The 22,690-nt window shown below is 47.8% G+C and carries 13 protein-coding genes; 1 reads left to right on the plus strand and 12 read right to left on the minus strand.

Going from position 1 to position 22,690, the window contains the following annotated elements; genetic code table 11:
- Positions 1–258 precede the first annotated feature (258 nt).
- The gene (gene trxA / locus J2X75_RS21010; protein ID WP_017692451.1) at positions 259–576 is read right to left on the minus strand and encodes a thioredoxin; all 318 of its coding nucleotides are present in this window, start codon (positions 574–576) and stop codon (positions 259–261) included.
- A gap of 264 nt (positions 577–840) precedes the next feature.
- Between trxA and J2X75_RS21015 the strand changes: the two genes are divergently transcribed.
- Entirely contained in the window at positions 841–996 is a 156-nt protein-coding gene (locus J2X75_RS21015) for a YqzM family protein (RefSeq protein ID WP_143781130.1), read from the plus strand.
- 127 nt (positions 997–1,123) lie between these two features.
- Here J2X75_RS21015 and dnaI read toward each other — a convergent pair whose 3' ends face one another.
- The 11 genes from dnaI to J2X75_RS21070 all read right to left on the minus strand — a co-directional run bounded on the left by dnaI (position 1,124) and on the right by J2X75_RS21070 (position 22,530).
- Positions 1,124–2,074, minus strand: a complete 951-nt coding sequence (dnaI, locus tag J2X75_RS21020; protein ID WP_076319793.1) for a primosomal protein DnaI — start codon at positions 2,072–2,074, stop codon at positions 1,124–1,126.
- Between the two features lie 264 nt (positions 2,075–2,338).
- Positions 2,339–5,122 (minus strand): alpha-mannosidase, encoded by a 2,784-nt coding sequence (locus J2X75_RS21025; protein WP_310339767.1) that lies wholly within the window; start codon positions 5,120–5,122, stop codon positions 2,339–2,341.
- Positions 5,119–8,298, minus strand: a complete 3,180-nt coding sequence (locus tag J2X75_RS21030; RefSeq protein WP_310339769.1) for a beta-galactosidase — start codon at positions 8,296–8,298, stop codon at positions 5,119–5,121. Before J2X75_RS21030 ends, J2X75_RS21025 begins: the two co-directional genes overlap by 4 nt.
- The gene (locus J2X75_RS21035; RefSeq protein WP_074096344.1) at positions 8,295–9,614 is read right to left on the minus strand and encodes a glycoside hydrolase family 125 protein; all 1,320 of its coding nucleotides are present in this window, start codon (positions 9,612–9,614) and stop codon (positions 8,295–8,297) included. The genes J2X75_RS21030 and J2X75_RS21035 overlap by 4 nt, the downstream gene beginning before the upstream one ends.
- Before the next feature lie 254 nt (positions 9,615–9,868).
- Positions 9,869–13,078 carry an alpha-mannosidase gene (locus tag J2X75_RS21040; RefSeq protein WP_310339773.1) on the minus strand — a complete coding sequence of 1,070 codons (3,210 nt, stop codon included), beginning with the start codon at positions 13,076–13,078 and terminating at the stop codon, positions 9,869–9,871.
- A gap of 4 nt (positions 13,079–13,082) precedes the next feature.
- Positions 13,083–15,437: a glycoside hydrolase family 3 N-terminal domain-containing protein gene (locus J2X75_RS21045; RefSeq protein ID WP_310339953.1), complete on the minus strand. Its 2,355-nt coding sequence runs from the start codon at positions 15,435–15,437 to the stop codon at positions 13,083–13,085.
- Between the two features lie 36 nt (positions 15,438–15,473).
- On the minus strand, positions 15,474–16,394 hold the full coding sequence (locus J2X75_RS21050) for a carbohydrate ABC transporter permease (RefSeq protein WP_062837930.1): 921 nt from the start codon (positions 16,392–16,394) through the stop codon (positions 15,474–15,476).
- Between the two features lie 24 nt (positions 16,395–16,418).
- Positions 16,419–17,348 carry an ABC transporter permease gene (locus J2X75_RS21055; RefSeq protein WP_307542345.1) on the minus strand — a complete coding sequence of 310 codons (930 nt, stop codon included), beginning with the start codon at positions 17,346–17,348 and terminating at the stop codon, positions 16,419–16,421.
- Between the two features lie 77 nt (positions 17,349–17,425).
- On the minus strand, positions 17,426–18,898 hold the full coding sequence (locus J2X75_RS21060) for an ABC transporter substrate-binding protein (RefSeq protein WP_124117530.1): 1,473 nt from the start codon (positions 18,896–18,898) through the stop codon (positions 17,426–17,428).
- Positions 18,899–19,178: 280 nt separating this feature from the next.
- Entirely contained in the window at positions 19,179–20,699 is a 1,521-nt protein-coding gene (locus J2X75_RS21065; protein WP_310339778.1) for a response regulator, read from the minus strand.
- Between the two features lies 1 nt (position 20,700).
- Positions 20,701–22,530 (minus strand): sensor histidine kinase, encoded by a 1,830-nt coding sequence (locus tag J2X75_RS21070; RefSeq protein WP_373428313.1) that lies wholly within the window; start codon positions 22,528–22,530, stop codon positions 20,701–20,703.
- Positions 22,531–22,690 lie beyond the last annotated feature (160 nt).

The raw sequence follows: 22,690 nt of genomic DNA on the forward strand, positions 1-22,690 counted from the left end.
GAAAAATCTGTTGATAAAGGGGAACGCTTCGCTTTTTCAGGTTTTTTCTGTCCTCTCCGTTACTGTGTAAATAATTAGTTCCAACTATATATCAGAGATGAATCCGGGATAAACGCGAGCACTTCGCTTCTCCAGATCGGTTCTGTACTCTACATTCAAGTGTAAAAAATATTTTTACTTTATATTGTCCTATATAAAGGTATTCGACGCAAAACGCCCCCGGCATGTAAACCGGAGGCGTATGTGTAAGCCTGTAAATTATTGGTGTTTTGCGATAATTCCTTTGAGTGCATCTTTCGAGTTCAGACCAACCACTTTATCTACCGGTTGACCGTCTTTGAAGAAGATCAAAGTTGGAATGCTCATTACGCCAAAGCGGGAAGCAGATTCCGGATTTTCATCCACGTTAACTTTAGCAATTTTCACTGCATCGCCAACTTCTGTGGACAGCTCTTCCAGGATTGGAGCGAGCATTTTACAAGGACCACACCAAGGCGCCCAGAAATCAACAAGAACCGTTCCTTCGCCTTCTACTTCAGCGTTGAAGGATTGATCGGATACGTTAACAATAGCCATGAAATTGTCCTCCTTATATATACTTACGGTTTTATTTTAACCTGTAACGTCGTGAACGACACTTCCAGTATAACACAGGTACGTCAAACTTGTGAATTGAACGCTGCAATGTTCATCTTCCCAACATCAAATCTTCACAATTACAGGATGTGGCATGCCAACTTCAAAATCTTTACAAACGCTTTCTTTTCCAAGTATACTAAAATTACTCCGGGTTTCAGCCCCCATACGGGCAAGCTGTATTCCCCATAAGGAGGCAATAACATGGATGCAAATGTGCGGATCAACGACCCGCGTGAACATGTGAACGAGGAACCCCGCAACGATCTATTTGATCTGATCGCGGGTGTTGCCGGCATGGCCGGCCTGATGACAGTGATCTTTTTCGGTATGGTTATCTTCAAATTCCTCACCGAATAGGATGCTTCCAGGCTCACGCAGGACCAGAAAAGCCCGGTTTTCGCGACAATGCGAAAGCCAGGCTTTTTTTGGGACTACTTATTGTTTAAAAAGTATAATTTGTAGATCAGACCAAAAGACTAAACAATTAACGTTTGCCGCGCTGATTCTCACCCCGAACGGAGATGACATCCACAAATGGACGAATCCGGTCCATGAGTCGCTGGCCTTTATTCATTTCCTCGCCGTCCCGATTGGTGAAACTAAGATGTTTTTCAAGCCCATCCAGATTGTAATTGGACGTATAGAACGTAGGTTTACGATTCATCCGATAGTTCAAAATGGACCCCATCACATGATCTCGAACCCAGGGGTTCAGATTCTCTGCCCCGATATCATCAAAGATGAGCAGATCACAACTTTTCAAAATATCCGTCATTTCCTTCAGCTTCTGCCCTTCACTGATCATGGATTTCAGATCCTCCACAAAGTCAGGCATATAGATAATGACACCCGTGTGACCTGCAACCGCCAGTTCATGCAGCAGATAACACATCAGAAACGTCTTACCCGTCCCGAATGTTCCTTCCAGAAACAGTCCTTGCGGAGATAATCCATTCTCCTTGGTCTCCCTAATATAACGAAGCACCTGATTCACTGCCGGAGCACGCATCCGATCCTTGCCCATAATCTCAACGTCGTTGTACCCAGCACTGAGCGCACGCTCGTCCACATAGAAACTGCGAATGCGTTGCTTAATGATATGTTCATTTTGCCGAGCGATATGTTTGGAACAAGGCGCTTTTATATCTATGATTTCGGGTTTACCGTTAAAATGTTCTACTTCCAGTTTGCAAAAGTGGCCCTGAAAATCGTTAGGACAGTTGTCGAGTCCCGGACAATTCGCACAGTTCTTAGAGTCTTTGGCGTACTGAAACAGCTTGCTCAGATCGGTCATGAGCTGTGCATCTTGCAGTTCAGGATGACCTGCGCGGAATTCGCGTACGTACGGATTTTCCATCAATTCCGCCGCAATCCGCCGCGATTGCTCACGAAAGGCAGGGTTCAGCTGCTGAAGCAGTCCTCCCAAGGATTCCATGGCTTCAAGCCCCCTTAATGTTTCAATATAGAATGAACAATTGAAGTGTACCCCTGACCATCTTGATGGCATAGGAACTTTCGATCATTTGCAATTCTACTGTTCATTCTATAGAAAAACAACCAATAACTCAACAGATACATCTGGTAAATAGCGTAACCCTTTCACCACCGTACGTAATGCCTAGTTTAGAGCACACTTGCAGTCCTGTACCTTTTAGTGTGTTTTCAAAAGTCTGTTTTTCGGCTCTTTAAACAACTTTTATCAGCGGCGCAAGCCGACAGTAACGATCTCGCATGAACCTGTCTGTATGTTCCATTCCTTGCTGGCAAATGATAATGTCAACGCCTCTTCTATGTTGTGGGAATGAAGCATTTCGCCCTCTTCCTCCAGGATGTTGCTTTTGTATGCCGTTTCGAATGGCTGTGGAATCACTTGTGATGTTGCAAGCTTCAACGTGGCAGAGTTGGTGGTCATATTGAACCAGCGGAGCATCACATCACCGGAATCCTCATTTACCTTGAGAGAAGAAAATGCTAAACCGTCTCCTTGCCATGCAAACGGTGTGTTGCTAGGTGTCAGATAACCCGGGTGTACTTCAGTCTGTGCCAGCGTCCAAGGAACCTGAAACTGATACGCCTCAATATATGCACCTGACGCTGCACCATTGCCATCATGCGGAATGATCTCGATTTTAAACGTATGTTCACCAAGGCATTGTGCTTCAGGTGTCGGGAACAAGCCCCAGTCTCCAAGTTCACCCACAGCACGAAGCAGCGTAACCGCAATAGTATTGCGACCATCCTGAAGGACTTCATATTCATTCAGGCCCAGATTGGCAACGACCAATCCTGCGTTTTGTTCACTTACATCTACAAAACTCTGTTGATGCTGTGTATTGCTTGGATTTTGCCACTCCGGTGCAGGCTTGTTATCACGTGTTGCAATTTCGAACATGGAATCCACATGATGAACAGCAGATACAAGATCCGTTGGGAAAAGGGCGCGTACCCGATGATCCTTCGCCTGATTGTTGAAGGTTGTCTCCAATTGTACTCCTTTTCCACTACGACTAAGTGATATAACCGTACGGATCTGAAGTGGAATCATTTTAGTTGAACGCTGGGCTTTACGATGTGGATAATAAATCAGTTCCCGCTGTTCCTGATCCAGCATCTCATCTGCTGACTCTGGTATTTCCCAATGATGAATCACTTCGAACGAGGCCAAGTATGATGTATCCTCAAGAACCCGAATCTCGGCCTGAAGTGCTTGTGTTGTCAATGCAACTTCATTCTCTGGCTGCTTGAACATGTATTCATTACCGATATCACCCACATTTTCGTACACGCCAAGGTCCTTATAAGTCCGGCCTGTTCGTTTATCCGTGAGTGTGAATGAACCGTTGTCTGCAATCGTGACAATCATATGTTGATTTTCCATGCCACGTTCACCACGCAACAGCGTGGTCGTTTTCGACGGAGTACCACTCTTAGCATCATCCGCAAAGTTGACCAATGCATAGGTTTTCAGGCCAAATGCAGCTACATTCTCTGTTTCAAAACGAATACGAACGCGCCGACAGCTATACGGCTGGCGGAAACGGTCATCCGGCAGATCATAGCCGAATTGCAGACCCAGATCCTCCACCGTACATGGAATGTGGTTACCATCTTCATCTACAAGTATGCGGTCTGACAGTTCAACGGCTTTCATCTGTGCCGCCATCTCTTCCAATGTATATCCATCCCGGAAATACAACCGAGCCGCGTCCAGTTCCATCTGAACCACACCGCTGCGTTCCCAACCCGTTGTATTAAACACCACAACAGGTCGAGCCTGCTCGCCATAACGTGCAAATATGGAGGTATCCACGGCTGTGGCAATCTGGCTGGTGCTCTCCTCAATCAATGCCTCTGCTACATGACGGCTCTTATCAAACCGTGTCACCATCTCACGGTGCACCTCATCCACACTGCATCCACAGATGCTGTCATGCGGGTGATTTTGCATCAGCGTTTTCCAGGCATACGTCAGTTGATCATGTGGATAGGCATGTCCAAGCAGATAGGCGTAGGATGCCAGGGGTTCAGCCACTTTTTCCAACATGGTCTGGCCCAGTTGGTTCATCTGTTTCAGATACACACGAGCCGAGGCCGTGTTCACCAGAGTTCCCCAGCCATCGGTACGCTGGCTGCGCAGTTCGCCTTTGACCGTGGACAGTTCATGTTCAGACGATGCTCTCAAAGCTTCCAGATAATCTGGAAAATTCGAGTGAACAAACTCGATATCGGGATATAATTGTTCAGCCATGCGAATCGCTTCTGGCAGGTCTCGTTGAATCGGTTGGTGATCACATCCGTTCATGTACAACAACTCATTGGTCGATGCATATTTCTCGGCATCTGCAAGCTTGGTTTCCCAGAACTTGCGGGCAGATTCCTCGTCTACTGGAACTTCATTTCCGTTGGAGTACCAGTTGGCAAACAATACGCCGAGCACTTTTGATCCGTCTGGTCCTTCCCACATCAGCTCCGAGAAGCTTGATTCATATCCGGCATCCGAAACCGTATTATTAAATCCCGTAGGCTTCACACCACGTCCAAAGAACACATTATCAATGCCTGATTGCTGCATCAGCTGCGGGGTCTGTCCGACCAATCCAAATGTATCGGGAAAGTAACCAATTTTCGAAGGGGTGCCGTAACGTTTGGCATCCTTATGTCCAACCTGCATGTTGCGCACATTGGCTTCTCCACTTGTTAGAAACGCATCCTGTAAAATGTACCATGGTCCAATCACAATCCGTCCATTGCGGATATGTTTCTCCAGTCGTTCCTTCTGCTCCGGTCGAACCTGAAGATAATCTTCGATGATAATCGTTTGTCCATCCAAATAAAAGCTTTTGTAGTCCGATCCCTCATCAAGCTGATCCAACAGTGAATCGACGAGCTTAATAAGCCGCATATGATGCTTCTCATACGGCAAGTACCATTCCCGATCCCAGTGGGTATGCGAAATAATATGTGCTCTCTTCTTCTTGGTCATCGTGTGATCCCACCTCTTTCATCTTGTTGTACAATCTCAACCTCATCAGGGCGATACACCGCAGTCAGCTTTCCGGAAGCATCTGTCGCAAACAGCACCGAACGATTTTTCTCCAATTGGAACGAGTACGATACACCTGTACGTTGATCTCTTACGTGAACATCGTGGTTCAAGGCAAACTCCGATACAATTACATACAGATTTCCTTTTGGAAAACTCAGCTTCCGCCCGTAGATTCCTGCGACATCTCCGCCAGATATCCATTCCAACTCCTGTTCGATGCCCGAAATCTCGGTTGCAAAACGATACAATTCAGCAAGTGGCTCATCCCGTCCATTTAACTCGAGCGGCAGTGGAGTCCAGATTAATTTCCCTTTGCCCAAAGGCAGAACGTGTACTTCATCTGGTGTAACATTATCCCTGTGAAGCAAAGTCTCCTTCGCCACCTCGGCGATACGACGCCGTCCATAGGTCACCCGGTGATTCACGCCATTAATATTCAGCAGTTCTTCCCGCTGCACGTTACCCAGACTGCGTTTGCCTACGATATGATCTGCCCGGTCAGTTGCCTTCCAGTATGCATCCAGCCCCAGTGGTCCAGTGATGAGCAGACTTGTACCTTCCTTCTCCGCAAACGTGAGCAATTGTTGAAGTGCATCGCTGTCCATATTGTGCGGACTCGGCACGATAATCAGTTTCGGTAGCTGCTGCTCCAGTGCTTCCAGATGATATTCGGATAACGCACGGAATGGCAATTTCAGATCATAGGACATCACACGAGTAAGCTTCGTTGTGGCATCATATGCCAGGGCACGGTTGGAGAAGTCATTGGAATACGGGAACACCACTGCAATATCCTCCAGCTCACGGTCTTCAAAGAGATCACGAATGCCATGCATGAATCGGCCGAAATCATAAGATACATCCGCCTCCGGTTTCTCCGTACCATCTGCACGAAGGGCTCCGATATGGGACTCATTGGCATTATCCATATAAAAGTTGGTGTTCCATATCCATTGCACCGCTCCTGCGCCGCCTGTCGAGAAAGCATAGGCGTACTTGCGTTCGAGAATGCCACGAAGCTCTTCTTCCGTACGTTTGGCTCGCCCATCCGGGGTTTCCACATACATGATGCCCGTCTCCTGGATGAGATTTGGCTTATGTGGCGTTTTAGCGAAAATTCCATCCCAGATCAGATCATCATTCAACCACCAGGAATGCACGGTTGTATAATCCACTTCTCGTTCATAGAAGAATGGCGAAGGACGCTGTGCACCAAGGGCTTCGTCCTGTCCCACAGTGACCAGATGATCCGGTACCAGATCCTTGATCGTACCTACAAGCTCTCTTGCCCAAACATTGTGCATTTCCATGGAGAAAAGACAGTAATCGAGCCAGCGTGTTCCTTTTTTGGCCTTGTGCATGTCCTGTACATCAAAGTTAATCTCTTCTGCCTCCGGGATCACCGCGGCTGCAAAATTGGGGAGCTGCTTCGGTGACATGTTCCATGCCTCCTGCAACGCTTCAATCGTCTGATGCCGCTGCTGAAGCCATTCGACAAAGGCTTGCTGTTCATATGAATCCCTCGCCGAGCGTGGACCAGCTGAGAAGATGCGCACCGGATCAAACATGGATGGCTCATTAATCAGATCCCAGTCCACATGGGTTGTATGCGTGTGACGACTGACGATACTGCGGATGAAACGTTTCTGTGCTTCGACACTCTGCGGGTCCAAATACGGATTCGTTCCTTCCCATGTCTCCGGTGTAAAGGAGAAGAAAGTGAACGTGACCTGCAAGCCGTGGCGCTTCGCCGTTAAAATAAATGCATCAATGGCACGAAGCACATCCTCTGCCATATGTCCGTCCACCTGCATCATGTTGCGATAGGCGGTCCAAATTCCCGTCCGAATCCAGTTGATTCCTGCTTCTGCCATCTGGGCCATGTCTCGATCCCAAACATCCGCATTCGGCAGAAATAAAAATTTCCGTGCCACATCGGAGGTCATGTAGGTCATGCCCACAACGGGCAGAGGACGTCCGTCTTTTACAAAATAGTCCCTGCTGCGGGTAATCACTTCCCCTTCTGCCAGCAATGCTGCATCTTGTCCCCAGAAGCCTTGACGCAAGGCCCGAACTTCCCCGTCAGGTGCCTGCGCGTGGCATACGATCCGATACAGCCCACTTTCAATGGAAACCGGGAGAAGTATACGTTCGAAACGCTGCTCACCGGAAACTTCCATCTCCAGTTGATGGCTCCATACCTTCTCCGTCGTTCCACTTATGCGATCCTCATGCTCGACCGTTATGTCAAACGTCCACAGCTCGGACTCGGTAAGTCTATTGCCTGCACGCTGTAAAATCTGGCCTTGAAGTGTGAGTACAGCCCGTTCATCTGGCTCATACGAAGCATAATTCGTTTTCAGGGATAACTCAGTTACACCTTGCGCACAGAATTGCGCCCACTTCACAATCTCGTCAGCGCCATCCTGCGTCCAGAATGAGGTGGTCAGCGGCAGGTGCACAAATATCCATCGTGAACCAACGAAAGTCCCGCGCGAGTTTTCCCACAGAACGACCGGAGCGGCGATGCTACGTCCATCCTTGCTCATGCCACGAAGTAATGGATAAATCTGCGTACTCATGGGACCGGATGAACCCATCTGGTGGGGCAGATCACTTGTTTTGGTTGTATGTGGAACCAGATTCCATGTATCTGCCTTCTCGAACAGCCCCTCTTTCCCAGTGAGAAGCGGGATCTGTTCGGATGAAGTGTACGATTGCACATTGGCAGAAGATACGTTCAGTGCCTCATGAATATAGAGTTCCTGATGATACGCGGTCTGCTCGGACTCTACAACCCATGCCCCATTCTCATATCGAACCGGACGTTTAAAGGGTGCGCCCCCCATACTGATCAGGCTTCCGCCCTGGTGCAGGTAAGCTGCAATCTCCGTCCAGGCGGACTTGGGAAAATAGGGTGCATGCAGATTGACCAGACATCCTTCACCTGCTGTAGTCTTCAAAGACTCTGCGAGTTCTTCGGCGTTTACAACGGTGATCTCTTTGACTGCTTTCCATGTATTCAGAGCCTGCTCAGTTGGAAAAGCACCTTCCATTGGAAACGCAGGATCAGCGAAGATAATCAGCTTTTTATCATTAGGTTGGATACTCATAACAGGCCATCCTTCATGGATTTATAGACCAACTGGGAGAACAGACTATTGGACCATGCAAACCATTTTCGTGTGAAAATCGTTGGATCATCAGCGTGGAAGCCTTCATGCATATAACCTGTATCCGCATCTGTCGCTTCGAGCATGCGAATAATCTCCAGTTTCTCCTCGGCAGACTGCGCAGTCAGACCTTGCATGGACAATCCCATATGCCAGATGTAATCTGGTGGTGTGTGCGGGCTACCGATTCCTTTGGCAACCTTGCCCTCATAATAGAACGGGTTCTCTTTGCTCAGAGCGAAGCGGCGGGTATTTTGGTAGATCGGATCATCCGCTGTGACGTAACCCAGATATGGAATGGACATGAGTCCCGGTGTACCCGCATCGTCCATGAGACAGTGGTTGCCATAACCGTCCGTCTCGTACGCATAGATCGGTCCAAATTCCGGATGACGATAAATACCGTACAACTGAATGCCGTGATCCACGTCCTGCTCCAGATCCTTCAATTCCTGCAAAAGTTCCATATCCCGGAACACCCACTCGGCAAACTCCTGCATTTGGCGCAGAGCTACCACCGCGAACATGTTGCCAGGGATATTGTAGTGGAAATCACATGCATCATCACTGGAACGGAAACCGGACCAGATCATACCCGTGTAATTGACTGGCATGCCCTTTCCGTGATTGCGCAGGGAATCTGTTGGGATACCGTTATTGCGTGTGAAGCGATATGGGGATTGTTCCATGTGATGCTGTTCGACTTTGAACAAATCTACGATTTTACGCATCGCTGCCTTGAAACTGGAATCGAAAATATCAGTCAGCTCGGTTTCCTTCCAATATAAATAGGCCAGGCGCACAACGAAACATAATGAATCAATCTCAAATTTGCGTTCCCACACCCAAGGTGACATCTCGGTCTCGTCCGTAGTGTTCCAATGCCAGTCGTTAGCAGTCTCATTGAAGGCATTGGCATATGGATCGATGTGAACATACTGGATATGACGTTTGATCAGCCCGCCAATGATGCGTTGCAGGTCCTCGTCTTCTTTTGCAAACGGAATGTAATGTACCACCTGCTCCACGGAATCCCGCAGCCAGGAAGCCGGAATATCTCCTGTGATAACAAAAGTCGTACCGTCCTCCATCAACTTGGTTGTTGTTTCAATGGTGTTGGGGAAGCAGTTTTTGAATAATTGAAGCAGTTTTGGTCGGTGAGCCAGTTTCTGTTCTGCTTCTTCGAGCACGGCCTGAATGGATTGTGGCAAAGCAACAGGTGGCATGGGTATTTTGGGTAATCTGAACTGTTCCATGGATGAGTGCAACTCCTTAAACAAATTGAATGGTGTAGCTATAAAAGATAAACCCATTAACTGTACACTGGGACACTACGATTGCAGTACCATTTTCCGATCGCTGTTATCCCCAGATTTCTTCGATTCCCTTCTCTAAAGGGGGAATATGGGGATAAAGGCGAACGCTTCGCTTCTCCATCTGGTTCTGCACTCTCCGTTATGTGTACATGTTTAAGTTCGTCTTATATAGCTCAGAAATATTTCAAAAAGGTTTACCGCAGTAGCACGGTTTGTATTTGGTAGGGTTTAAAAGATAGTGTAATCTGGCCGTTCGTGTGGGCCAGTGGTTTGATCGGTTCTTCCAGTGCGTTGGAGTGATATGCTTGCTCGAACGCATGTGGCCATTGCAATGTGATGTTTTCGCGTTTGCCTGACGACTCATAAAAACGCAGCACGGTGCCGTGTCCATCCTCTGCCAGTTTGACGGTATCCAGAATGACATGCTGGCTTTCGAAGTTAATCCATGAGCCAGTTGCTGGACGTGGGTGTGCAAAATTTACTGTTGCACCTGCGGTTGCTTCAGACTCTGCGCTTTGTTGTGATTGATCCCTCTGCTGCATCTGTTCCATCGATTGCTCTTGTTGTGCCTGTTGTTTTTGCTCTACTTGTTGCACGACCACTTCCGTGTTCAGTTCAGCTGCCTGGCGTACGGTGTGTGCGTTTCTCCAGTCTCCGTCGTGTGGATACAGGGAATAGGTGAATTCATGTTCTCCCAGATCAGCCGTACGGTCAGGCCATTTTGGTGCACGAAGCAAGGACAAACGAATGGTACTTCCCTGCACGTCGTACCCGTACTTGCAATCATTGAGCAGGCTCACACCGTATCCATATTCGGATACATCCGCGAAGCGATGTCCACAGACTTCATACTGGGCTTGTTCCCAGCTTGTGTTGCGATGTGTTGGACGTTCCAGTGCACCAAATGGAATTTCAAATGTGGCCTTGGAGGTTACCACATCAATCGGGAAGCCAACTTTCAGAAGTTTGTGATTTTCGTTCCAGTTCACCTGTGTCTGGAAGTCAATTCGTCGTGAGTCATGATAAAAGACAATATCCTGTGTGATTTCCGATTGATGCAGCTTCCAGCGGAAGCGCAGGACATCCTTTGTTGTACCCGCCAGCACCAGCTTTTTCTCCAACAGTTCCACTTCGCCAGCAATCTGCTCTTCATAACGACTGTCGATATCCCATGCATCCCAGAGCGTTGGACGATCGTGGAAGAAGTGAAGTTGATTGCCACGTTCACCCGGCTTCAGCATCTCACGCTCCGCGGTTTTATCCCACAGACGGGTGATCTCCCCACGTTCATTGAACTGCACATGATAAAAGGTGGTATCCCATGTATCATTAAAGGTTGGTTGTGCGGCAAGGGTGGTCATTTCCCGTACATTCGTTTCCCTTGTATTTTCCGGTACCAGCCAAATCGTCTTATATCCAAACGCCGGAATGTCTGTCACGAGAATAGACATGCTGCCATCCTCCCGATCCATCCGCAAGCGCTGGCCTTTTTCATCGATGCCGTAGCGATCCAAGCTATCCTGCACAACCAATTGAACAACTGCACTGCGTTTCCAGCCCAGGCTGTTGAATACAACATAGGCTAATGAACCTTCCGGTCCCTCTGTGTTGATACCCGTAGTCAATGCTGCAATGCCTTGATCCAGTCCGGTTCTGCCCAATTCAAATACCTGTACATATTCTTCATTCGAAGTGACGTAGGATTCCGTAATCGCCGATCCCGGTATAATATCGTGGAATTGATTCAGCAAAATTAATTTCCAGCCGTCATGCAGTGCTGAACGCACTTCAGTTTCGGTATCCGCCTCCATATCTGGCAGAGCGAGTGTATTCCACAATTCAGCTTCACGATATAGAACTTCCGCTTTCCGGTTGTTGCGCTTATTGCGCGCATGGGTCGTGTAGGTTCCCCGATGTAACTCCAGATACAGATCGCCATGCCACTTCGGAAGTACAGGTTGCTCCTTTTCAATTCCGGCAAAGAAAGCTCCAGCTGTGCTATAACGGCTCGCAGGCTGACCTACCATCAGGTCTGCGCGATCCACATACTCCAGCATCTCGCGTGTTACGCCACCGCCGCCATCTCCGTGTCCGTATAGAAGCATATGCTCCGGATGCGCTGCTTTCTCACGGTAGGACTGCCAGTGATCATGAATGTCCTTCGGCAACGTATGCTCGTTAACACCATGATTGAGGTAAGACAGAATGGGTGTTCCATCAATGCCCACCCAGTGGAAGAGATCATATGGAAACACATTTGTGTCATTCCATCCGAGCTTTGTTGTCATGAAATATTCTACATTGCCATGCTTCAAAATCTGTGGCAGGGAAGCACAGTACCCGAATGTATCCGGCAGCCATTCAATCTGTGATGTCTTGCCAAACTCCTCCATATAGAAACGCTGACCATATAACATCTGGCGAATCAGGGACTCCCCGCTTGGGATGTTCAGATCAGGCTCAACCCACATGCCGCCCACCAGCTCCCAGCGACCTTCTACAATCCGCTGCTTCACCCGCGCGTACAGCTCAGGGTCATGCTCTTTCAAAAATGCATATAACAAGGGTTGGCTCTGCGAATACACATAGTCAGGATATTCATTCATGAGTGCATCCACCGTGGAGAAGGTACGGCTAGTCTTACGTACGGTCTCGCGCACAGGCCACAGCCAGGCAATATCAATATGGGATTGTCCCACCATATGCTCCAGACCTTCCGCGTTTCCGCCAATCTCACGCACATGATGCTTCAGATTATTCTCAATCTGACGAATACCCTCTCCCTGCTCAATCTCTTCTGCTGACATGCCTACAAATTGATCCATCGCACGATACACCAGTTCTAACAGGCGAACCCGCCGAAAGTCACTTTCCGGTAGCAACACAGCCGAATCACGCACAATAATGACGGTATACATCAGACTACGAACCGCTTCATTTGGTCTCACCAGCAGGCTCGTAATTGATGTGATCGGCGGCTGAATAACCGCCTGTTGATTCAAGGGGTCCACAGGTTCAGGTACCGGGTCAAACATCTCAATCTCAAGTTCCGGAGCGTTTCCGACTTTGGATGGATCAAGCGTGACGTAGGTATGATTGCGGTCAAGGCCCTGATAAGAGTGCCCATTTACCCGAAGCAAACCTTCTCCGCCTGTCTCAAATACAAGCCCATAAGGTGCTTGCTGCCATGTAGCAGGAATCTCCAAACGTGTTCTAAAAAAATAAGTCGTTCCCTGTTTGCTCGGAAAACGCTCAAAATCTTGCCCTTCGGGGTACTCACCATGATCCTCATACTGTCCTGGCACATTATAATAAGCGCGGGTAATGTCCCAGCTACGCAGCTGTAATTGCTCCAGCCACTGATGTTCGGACAACTCGCGAATAAATCGTCTGATACGTTCCAATGTCTTACGCCTCCCTTACGGTCAGTTCGGCCATTTGCGTATCGTTAACGCAGCTGCCGATATGAATATGGAATTGTCCCGGTTCAACGACAGGTTTCAAATCACGACCAATATACTGCAGTTGCTCGGCTCCGATTCGGAATTCCACGGTCTGTGTCTCTCCAGGCTCCAAGTTAACTTTTGCAAACCCCTTCAGTTCCTTGGCGGGACGAGTCAGTGAGCTGACCACGTCAGAGATATACATCTGTACAACTTCTGCACCTGCATAACGGCCGGTGTTGGTCACATTCACCGATACCTTAACTGAATCATCAGTTGTCATGGACGAAGAACTCAGCTTCGGTTCGCTGTACTCATATGTGGTATAACTCAGTCCGTATCCAAATGCATAACGTGGCTCCAAATCCTCTTCGAGGTAACGCTTGCCTCGGGAACGTTTGCCGTTATAATAGATCGGTAATTGTCCGACATGCTTTGGAATGGAGATCGTCAATTTGCCTGACGGATTCACATCACCGAATAGAATATCTGCAATGGCACGACCGCCCTCTTGACCCGGATACCACGCCTCCAGAATTGCATCGGCATGTTCATCTAACCAAGGTTCAGTGATCGGACGACCATTAATGTAAACAACGACAAGCTTCTTGCCGAGCTTGTGAATTTCCTGAATGAGTTCCAGCTGTACTCCGGCAAGACCCAACGTCATCCGGTCGATCCCTTCGCCACACTCCATATCGTTCCATGAGTTATCCGAGACATTGGAAGCGCCCGTTTTCAGATCGATCGTTCCTTCTCCAAAGTCACGCGCACTGGAGCCACCAACCACCATAATGACTGTATCTGCCTGGCTGGCAACTTCAAGGGCACGCTCGAATCCTTCTTTCGAATCACCTTTGATCCGGCAGCCTGGTGCATATAACACCTGATCTGTACTGCTGTCACCAGTCAAAGGACCAACAAAACTCTTCTCCCTTTGCCCATCCACATGATTAGCAAGCTTACTGCGAATCCCATCCAGTACCGTCGCCACTTTCGACTTCGGTTGCGGAGATGTGTAATCGCCCAGTTGATTGTAAGCCTGGTCTGCATTGGGACCAATGACGGCGATCCGGCCCACATTTGTTATCGATAGAGGTAACGTGTCAGCCTCATTTTTGAGAAGTACAATACCTTCCGCAGCCAATTGTCGCGCCAACTCAACATGAGCTTCACTGCCAATCACTTCTGCTGCGCGATCGGCATCCACATATGGCTGTTCGAATAATCCCAGTCTGAACTTCAACGCCAACACGCGAGAGACAGCCTGATCCAGAACCTGCACATCAAGCTTGCCTTCTGTCACCGCCTGCACCAGATATTGCCCAAACATCTCACCGGACATTTCCATATCAATGCCTGCCTCAATCGCCTGTACGGAAGCTTCCATTCCATCTGCCGCGACATCATGCCCACTTGCCAGCATGTTGATCGCACCACAATCCGTAATAACCAGACCGTCAAAGTTCCAATCCTTACGCAAAACATCTTCCAGCAATTCCGTATTCACGGTGCAAGGCGTGCCATCAATTTCGTTGTACGCTGGCATGATCGACGCCGCGCCAGCTTCCACCGCTTTGCGGAATGGATACAGATCCACTTCCAGCAGTTCACGCCAGCCCATATGTACAGGCCCTGCATTACGTCCACCTTCCGAACTGCCATAACCAACAAAGTGTTTCAGGGTTGCTGCTACTGTATCTCCACGGTCAAGACTTCCACCCTGAAGTCCTTCCACGGAAGCAACTGCCAGCTCTCCAATGAGAAACGGATCTTCACCGAAACATTCCTCGGTACGTCCCCAGCGCGGATCACGCACAACATCCAATACCGGAGAATAGGTGACCGCGCCACCTTGAGCACGTGTCTCCCTTGCTACTGCCTGGCACATCTCCCGGTACAGATCCACATTCCAGGTGCTCCCCAATAAAAGAGGAACGGGATAGACCGTTCCGTCAATGGCCATATGACCATGCGAGCACTCCTCCCCAATCAGAATGGGAATCCCCAGTCTGGAATGCTCTACCGCATAACGTTGAATCAGATTAACTGCCTCGGCGCCTTCTCTGGCAGATAGTCCATTTTCCAGCGTAACGCCAGTCCAGGGATCTGCCCGAAGTGCACCATAGAGGGAGCCAATGCCCCCATTCCCCACTTGCTGCTTAAAGGATTCATTTAATGTGATGTTTCCCTGATTATTCGTATAGGTCTGCCAGCCAAATGGCTGCGTAAGTTGGCCTACCTTTTCTTCCGTAGTCATCAGGCTAAGCAGGTGTTGTACCCGCTCCTCTACGGATTTGCTTTGGTCTTTGTAAGTCATCAATCTGCATCTCTCCAATCCTATAACGTGATCCGGTTATTCTTTGACCGCACCCACCGTCAGACCCTGTACGAAATAACGCTGGAAGAACGGATAAGCGAATATAATTGGCAACGTAGCAAGCACAACCATCGCCATTCGGGACGTATCCTGCGGAATGGACTGCATGGCTGCCAGACTCATCGAACTGTTAGCAGAGTTCTGCTGGATAAACTGGATACTCGACTCAATCCGCATTAACATGGATTGCAGCGGTACCAGATTCGGATTATCGATGTATAATAGCGCATTGAACCAATCATTCCAGTAACCAAGTGTACTGAACAACCCGATGGTTGCCAGTCCCGGCAAGGAGAGTGGAATCACGATTTTCATAAAGGTATAGAACTCACCGGCACCATCAATTTTCGCAGATTCAATGACTGCATCCGGCACACTGGTGGAGTAGAATGTACGCAGGATCATAATATAGAAGGCATTCATCGCCAGCGGCAGAATCAGTGCCCATAACGTATCTTTCAATCCAAGCAGCTGGGATACAACCATATAGGTTGGAATCATCCCGCCGTTGAACAACATGGTCAGAATCGCAAAGATGGAGAAAAATCTCCGATATCTGAAGCTCTTGCGGGAAATCGCATACGCATACAGCGACATGAGAATCAAACTGATAATGGTACCGAGTACCGTCACCAGAATGGTAACTCCATACGCACGCAGCAGCGTGTCCCCACTCTGCCAGACAAACTGATATGCCGCGAGACTCCATTCTGCCGGAATCAGACGATACCCATCACGGGCCAGTGCTTTCTCGTCTGTAAACGAGATAATAACTACAAATATAAAAGGAAATACACAGATCAGAGCGAATAGACCAGCGATGATGTTCATGATCACGTTCCAGCCGCTGGATACGTGGTGGAAGTCGCGTTTTTTAACAAGCCCTGCTTGAGCCATAGTGGTTCACTCCTTTCCCTTGTCCTAGAATAGGCTGCTGTCTTTATCGATTTTGCGGACCACATAGTTGGAGATAATAACAAGCACAAAGCCCACCACAGATTGATACAATCCGGCAGCCGTACTCATCCCAATCTCACCACTAGTTTTCAAACCACGATATACATACGTATCAATAACATTTGTCACGGAATAGAGCGTACCCGAATCCCTTGGCACCTGATAGAACAGTCCAAAGTCGGCATAGAAAATGCGGCCTACGGCCAGCAAAGTCATAATCGTGATGATGGGCGACAGCAACGGAATCGTAATGTTACGAATCTGCTGCCATTTGCTTGCTCCATCAATCATGGCTGCTTCATACAGCGATTTATCAATCCCCAGAATGGAAGCCAGATAGACAACGCTGCTATAACCGATGGTTTTCCATAACGCTACGAATACCAGAATATACGGCCAATATTTCGCCTCGGAGTACCACTGAATTGGTTCCATCCCAAACCAGCCGATAATCTGATTCAACATCCCGCGGTCCATGCTCAAGAAGCTGAATGCGAAGTAACCAACAATAACCCAGGATAGAAAATACGGCAGAAACATGCCCGTTTGATATAGTTTGGCGAGTCGTTTATTCACTAGTTCCGAGAGCAGGATTGCCAATGCCACAGCAAATACCAGTCCCAGGAAGATAATGGCGATGTTATAAAAGAGGGTGTTGCGTGTAATGAGCCATGCGTCGCTTGTGCTGAACAGGAATTTGAAATTGTCCCAGCCAACCCATTCACTCTTCATCAGACTTGCCCAGAACCCTTCACGGCTGAACCGATATTCCTTAAAGGCAGCCACTGTACCCACAAGAGGCAAGTAGGAGAAGAAGAAGAACCAGATGGCGCCTGGCAGCACCATGAACAGCATGACCCGGTTTCTAATCAGGTTTTTCAAAAATGTAGTCATTGTGGAGTTCCTCCTTCAGGCTTGAATGAAAAAGGACCGGACGCGATAAGCAGCCGCCCGATCCTTACGATGTACTGTTACTTGTTTTCCGCTCTCCAGGCATCCAGCTGGCTTTGGGCTTCAGCCATTACTTTCTCCAGTCCGGCTTGATTGAACTTCTCAATCACTTGATCCAGATTGGCTGCCGGGTCCAGTGTACCTGTCATCAGTGCTGCCCAATACTGCTCTTTCACGTTCTGTACCGCCGTCAGTTCGGCAGATACATTGCTTGAATCAAAGTTAAAGCTGAGGATCGGGGAATTGGTACCTTCAGCGTTAAACTTCTTGAACTCATCCCATTTGTTGTCCGGGTCATTGCTGTTCAGATAGAGCAGCATGTTATTCCCAAGGGAGTATGAAGGCATATCGTAGTTTTTCGATTCAGGCAGATTTTCCATATGCGTGTCATCCACTTTTTTGTAGTGTGTGCCCTCGATACCGGAGTCCACCATATTACGCAGCACAGGATCTGTATTCAGCAGGTTCAGGAATTCCATCGCTTTCTCTGGATATTCCGAGTTGGCCGAGATGGCCATGATGGAACCTTGTACAGATGTATTCGTTATAATTGCTTCACTTGCAGGTGTTGAAACGACTTGATAACCGTAACTTGCAGACCATTGATTGTCCGCGAGTGGCTGAGTCTGTGCACGATCCAGGAACCAGTTGCCCGATGTTGTCAGGTCGTTCGTGGAACCTGTTGTTGCCGCTTCTGCCGATACATAACCAGCCTTGTAGTATTTGTGCATTGTAGTAAGTGCTTCTTTCATTTCAGGTGTTTCCAGTATGTTTACAAGCTTATAGTCTGTTGTATCCAACTTGATTGCCATTGGCAGATTCTGAATGACATAGTCATAAGGCACGTAAGGAACATAGTTTTTATCCATGGCAAAAGGTGTTACACTTGCCTCGTTTTCCTTGATCGTTTTCAGTAAAGGCTCCAGACTGTCTAACGTACGGACACCAGAGGTGTCCAGCTTGTATTTATCAACCAGCATTTGGTTAAAGCGCCATACCTCTTGTTGAGGCAGCTCTTTGTTGGCTGGAATTCCGTAATTGTGTCCATCTACCTTGGAACCGCTTAGGAATGCAGGATCGATGGTCTTGGTAAGATCCTGACCGTATTCAGCAAGCAGGTCATCCAGTTCAAGGAATGCACCTTTTCTGGCATTTTGTACATAATCAAATCCACCAGAAGAAGTGAACAGAATGTCCATTGGCTCACCGGATGCTACGTTAACCTGCATCTTCTGCGGGTAGTCACCCCAGTCAACCATCTTCATCGTTACCGTGGCATTAATTTTCTCTTTGGTATACTTGCTCACTTCTTCCATCACTTTATTGACGTCTTTCTGAGGGGTACCGATGGTATACCAGATCAACTCTACCGCGTCATCTCCAGCTCCCCCGGATTCTGAAGCATCTTTGCTTCCTCCACAGGCACTAAGAACAAGTGTAACGGCCATTAACAATGCAAGAACGAGTGAGAAGCGTTTTCTTTGTTTACTCATTTCTTTGATCCTCCCTTTTCGTGTTCCCTTAGGCTCTACTTACTAACTGCTTTAACCTTATCGAATGAAAGCATTTACAAAAAGAAGATAAACTTAAGTTTTCGAGGTACAAATTAAAGAGAAATTGTCCATGGGCATCTATTTTGAACCTATTTAAATAAATCGCTTACATGAAAGAGACATGCCGGGTAACGTATGCCATGATTTTCTACCATGCCATTCCTGTTCCCGATATGTCTCTTGGCTCTCTGTCCCATGGTTGGATCTACCCGTCACCGAATTAACCAAACACCTTGAAATCAGTCGGTGAAATCCCCACATATTTGCGGAACTGTTTATAGAAATACCCCGTCTCCCAATACCCCACATTTCGGGCGATCTCATGTACCTTCAGATTGGAATTGCGCAGCTGCTCCTTCGCACGTTCAATCCGGTATTTGTTGATATATTCGGCAAACGTCTCCCCGGTCTCCTTATGAAACAATTGTCCCAAATACACCGGATGCAGATGATAGTGGGCACCCAGCAGCTTCAGGGAAAGTTCTTCTGCGTAGTGTTTGTCGATATGCTGAAGCACTTGGTTCACAATTGGATTCTTCAGATCCTGCAATAGGGATTGGATCGTCTGCGCCGCAACTTGCTGAAGCGCCCGCACGAGTTCATCAAAAGTGCCACTGTCCAGGACAAGTTGAAGCCCTTGTTGGTATATGGCAGACTCATCCGAGTATTTGATGCTCTCCAGTTCCATTTTGAAGCGAATCACCACTTCCAATGCGGTATTCTGTAACTCCCCAGGCGTAAGTCCATTGCGATGCTGTTCAAAATCCATACGAATCCGTTCCGCAAGTTGTTCTGTATTCCGGGACAGAATCAGTTTCGCGTAATCCCTCCAGTCAATGAAGAAGGACGCTGCCGAGTTGCCGCAACGATCCAGAATGGCATGGTCGATGACTTTCAGATCGGGATAGATCATCACGTATTGGAGCGCCTTTTTTGCCTCTTCATAACTGGCCGGAGCATGGTATATCCCTTTCATCAACCTACCTGCTCCAATGCGTGCCGCCGGATGGGTTACGGTTATCGCATCAGATAATGCCTGAAGGCCATCCATTAACTTCTGTTCCTCATCCTCGTTACCGTCGACATTGGCAACAATGACGAGATCACCATCGATGTCATGAAAGACATTCAGATGGGACTTGTCCTTCAGCATCTCCTCCACACGTTCAAACATGCCGAATGTTTGCCCTTTGTCTTTGTCACGCAATATAGCGACAGCAACGTCCGGTGCATCCAAAGAAAGGTTCATAAACTGGGCACGTTCTTCAAATTCGGTAGCTGCAATCTGTCCCGTAAGCCATCGATGAAGAATGTTATCTTTCAGAATCTGAATGCCATACGCATCATCGGCTTGAGGTGATACTGTATGATCCAGCTTGGATGCTGTGTTGCTCAGCGTGGATTCCAGTTCCTCCACATTAATCGGTTTAAGCAGATAATTTTCGATCCCCAGCTGCATGCCTTCCTTCAGATATTCGAACTCATTGAAACCACTGAGGATAATGACCTTAAGCTCAGGTTGCACTCGCCTTGCTTCCCGAATCAGATCGAGACCATTCATGAGTGGCATGGATATATCCGTAATCAGAATGTCCACAGGCTGAGAAGAGAGCGCTTGTAACGCTGCTTGCCCATTACCTGCATGGCTCACAATTTCCATTCCAAATGAAGACCAATCCACAATATCGTATAACCCTTCAATGATGAATGGCTCATCGTCCACAATAAACACCTTGTACATATTACACACCTGTCCCTTCTGTATGTGGATAACGCACCCTGATCCGTGTTCCTTCTCCGAGGGTACTCTCTATGGTGATACCGAACTCTGGCCCATACAGGAAGCGCAATCGACTATGGACACTGCGCAGCCCGAACATCTGACCAGACTCTTCAGGACGTTCCAGTTCTTCAAGGATTTCCGTCAGGCGTGCAGGATCAATACCTTTGCCATTATCTTTGACTTCCACCTGCACCACATTATCCGTCTCTTCCACAATAATCGATAATCGGTTATCCGAACGTTCCGTCTGAATGCCGTGCACGACATAATTCTCAATAATGGGTTGCAGCGAAAGTTTCACCACAGGGTGTTGATAATAAGCAGCATCGATCTGGATCGTATATATGAAAATATCCTTGTAGCGGATTCGGAATAACTCCAGATACAAGCGGCAAGCTTCCATCTCATCCTTCAGCGTATAATTCTTCTTCTGCTGTACCAGGCTCTTGAACAATACGGATAGGCTATAGATCATCTCGCCGACATCTCTCGCCCCTTGGGATATCGCCCTCATCCGAATCACTTCAAGCGTATTGTAGAGAAAATGAGGGTTGATGCGCGCCTGTAATGCGACCAGCTCGGTCTCCTTCTGTTTGATCTCGGCTTTGTAGACTCGTTCAATATACAGATTCAGCTCGTCGAGCATGTCGTTGAAGCTATGTGAGATCTGCCCCAGTTCATCATCACGTGGATCGTCGATGCGAGCCGTCAAATTGCCATATTTCACTTTTTGGGTGAAACGAATAATTCGACGGGTTCGTTTGGCAAAGTTAATAATGAAAAACGCCGGAACCAGCACGGCAAACAGAATACACACGATACTGATCGAGATGATGGTATTGCGAATGCCCGCATAGGTTTCAGCCATCTCTTCTACCGGAACGGTGCCAATGACCACATAACCCTGATCGGCGGAGACAAACTTGTTCACATACATGTTCTGCTCCTTTTTCATCGAATCCATATCCGTCTGATCAAACAGCGAATCGGCCACATTCACGTAGGGATACTTCTTCCCGTAATAATGATTGTTGGAGTCAAATAACACTGTCCCTTTCGCCGATAACACCACGATTTCTCCCTTGAGATTACTCTCGTAGTTGTCCAGCGCATTACCGATTCCCTCCGAGTCAAAGAAGACAAGAAATTGGCCCAGATTCCGAAGAGTCTGTGTATTGTTAATCGGTACGCGGATGGAGTAGAGCGCAGGGTCCCATTGATTAATCTCTTTGCGAATCCAGTAGTTGGGTGCACTGATATTGGGAGTTTCCATCGCCATCACGTCCGGAATATAGGAATGAGCCACATTGGCGTCCAGCTTGCGGAACTGCTTGTGTTGATTAAACGTAGACAGATCCTGCTGCTCGGCGCTATACAACATGAGTTGGTTAATCTGCGAATTGCGATCCATGATGTTCTGAAAATGTTTCAACACATCGGCCGAATAGTCATCCTGATTGGCGTAATATCCATTCGTCATGTGCTGAACATATTCAGCGTACGAATGATTCATCAGGTAAGTAATGTTGGCCGAGAGTGCCTCATTCTGATGCATATCCCTCACCATATTCTGTACCGACTCATACTGCTGATGAATGTACCGATCCACATGTTCCATCGCCGCTTTCTGGATCGCCAGTTCCCGGCGAATCGTGGAGTCGGACACCGACAGGAAGATGATATAAGACAGCGTAATGATCGTAACAATCGATATCATCGAGAAGATCAGGAGCATTTTCATAAACATATTATTTTTGAAGAAATTATTGTAAACGCTAACAATTTTCAAGTCGCATGTTCCCTCCGATGCTGTTTTCCTGACTATATAAGTTGAACTAAAGATTATTTACACTGACACTACGATGACAGAATAACCTTCCAATTGCTGTTATCCCCAGATTTTTCAATTCCCTTTTTCTAAGGGGAAAATCCGGTGATAAATGCGAACG

The organism is Paenibacillus sp. 2003 (genome assembly GCF_031455635.1).
Classification (GTDB): Bacteria; Bacillota; Bacilli; order Paenibacillales; family Paenibacillaceae; genus Paenibacillus; species Paenibacillus amylolyticus_B.

Bases quoted from the DNA above. Each gene is read 5' to 3' on its own strand.
- trxA (WP_017692451.1), bottom strand. From the start codon at position 576: ATGGCTATTGTTAACGTATCCGATCAATCCTTCAACGCTGAAGTAGAA.
- J2X75_RS21015 (WP_143781130.1), top strand. From the start codon at position 841: ATGGATGCAAATGTGCGGATCAACGACCCGCGTGAACATGTGAACGAG.
- dnaI (WP_076319793.1), bottom strand. From the start codon at position 2,074: ATGGAATCCTTGGGAGGACTGCTTCAGCAGCTGAACCCTGCCTTTCGT.
- J2X75_RS21025 (WP_310339767.1), bottom strand. From the start codon at position 5,122: ATGACCAAGAAGAAGAGAGCACATATTATTTCGCATACCCACTGGGAT.
- J2X75_RS21030 (WP_310339769.1), bottom strand. From the start codon at position 8,298: ATGAGTATCCAACCTAATGATAAAAAGCTGATTATCTTCGCTGATCCT.
- J2X75_RS21035 (WP_074096344.1), bottom strand. From the start codon at position 9,614: ATGGAACAGTTCAGATTACCCAAAATACCCATGCCACCTGTTGCTTTG.
- J2X75_RS21045 (WP_310339953.1), bottom strand. From the start codon at position 15,437: ATGACTTACAAAGACCAAAGCAAATCCGTAGAGGAGCGGGTACAACAC.
- J2X75_RS21050 (WP_062837930.1), bottom strand. From the start codon at position 16,394: ATGGCTCAAGCAGGGCTTGTTAAAAAACGCGACTTCCACCACGTATCC.
- J2X75_RS21055 (WP_307542345.1), bottom strand. From the start codon at position 17,348: ATGACTACATTTTTGAAAAACCTGATTAGAAACCGGGTCATGCTGTTC.
- J2X75_RS21060 (WP_124117530.1), bottom strand. From the start codon at position 18,898: ATGAGTAAACAAAGAAAACGCTTCTCACTCGTTCTTGCATTGTTAATG.
- J2X75_RS21065 (WP_310339778.1), bottom strand. From the start codon at position 20,699: ATGTACAAGGTGTTTATTGTGGACGATGAGCCATTCATCATTGAAGGG.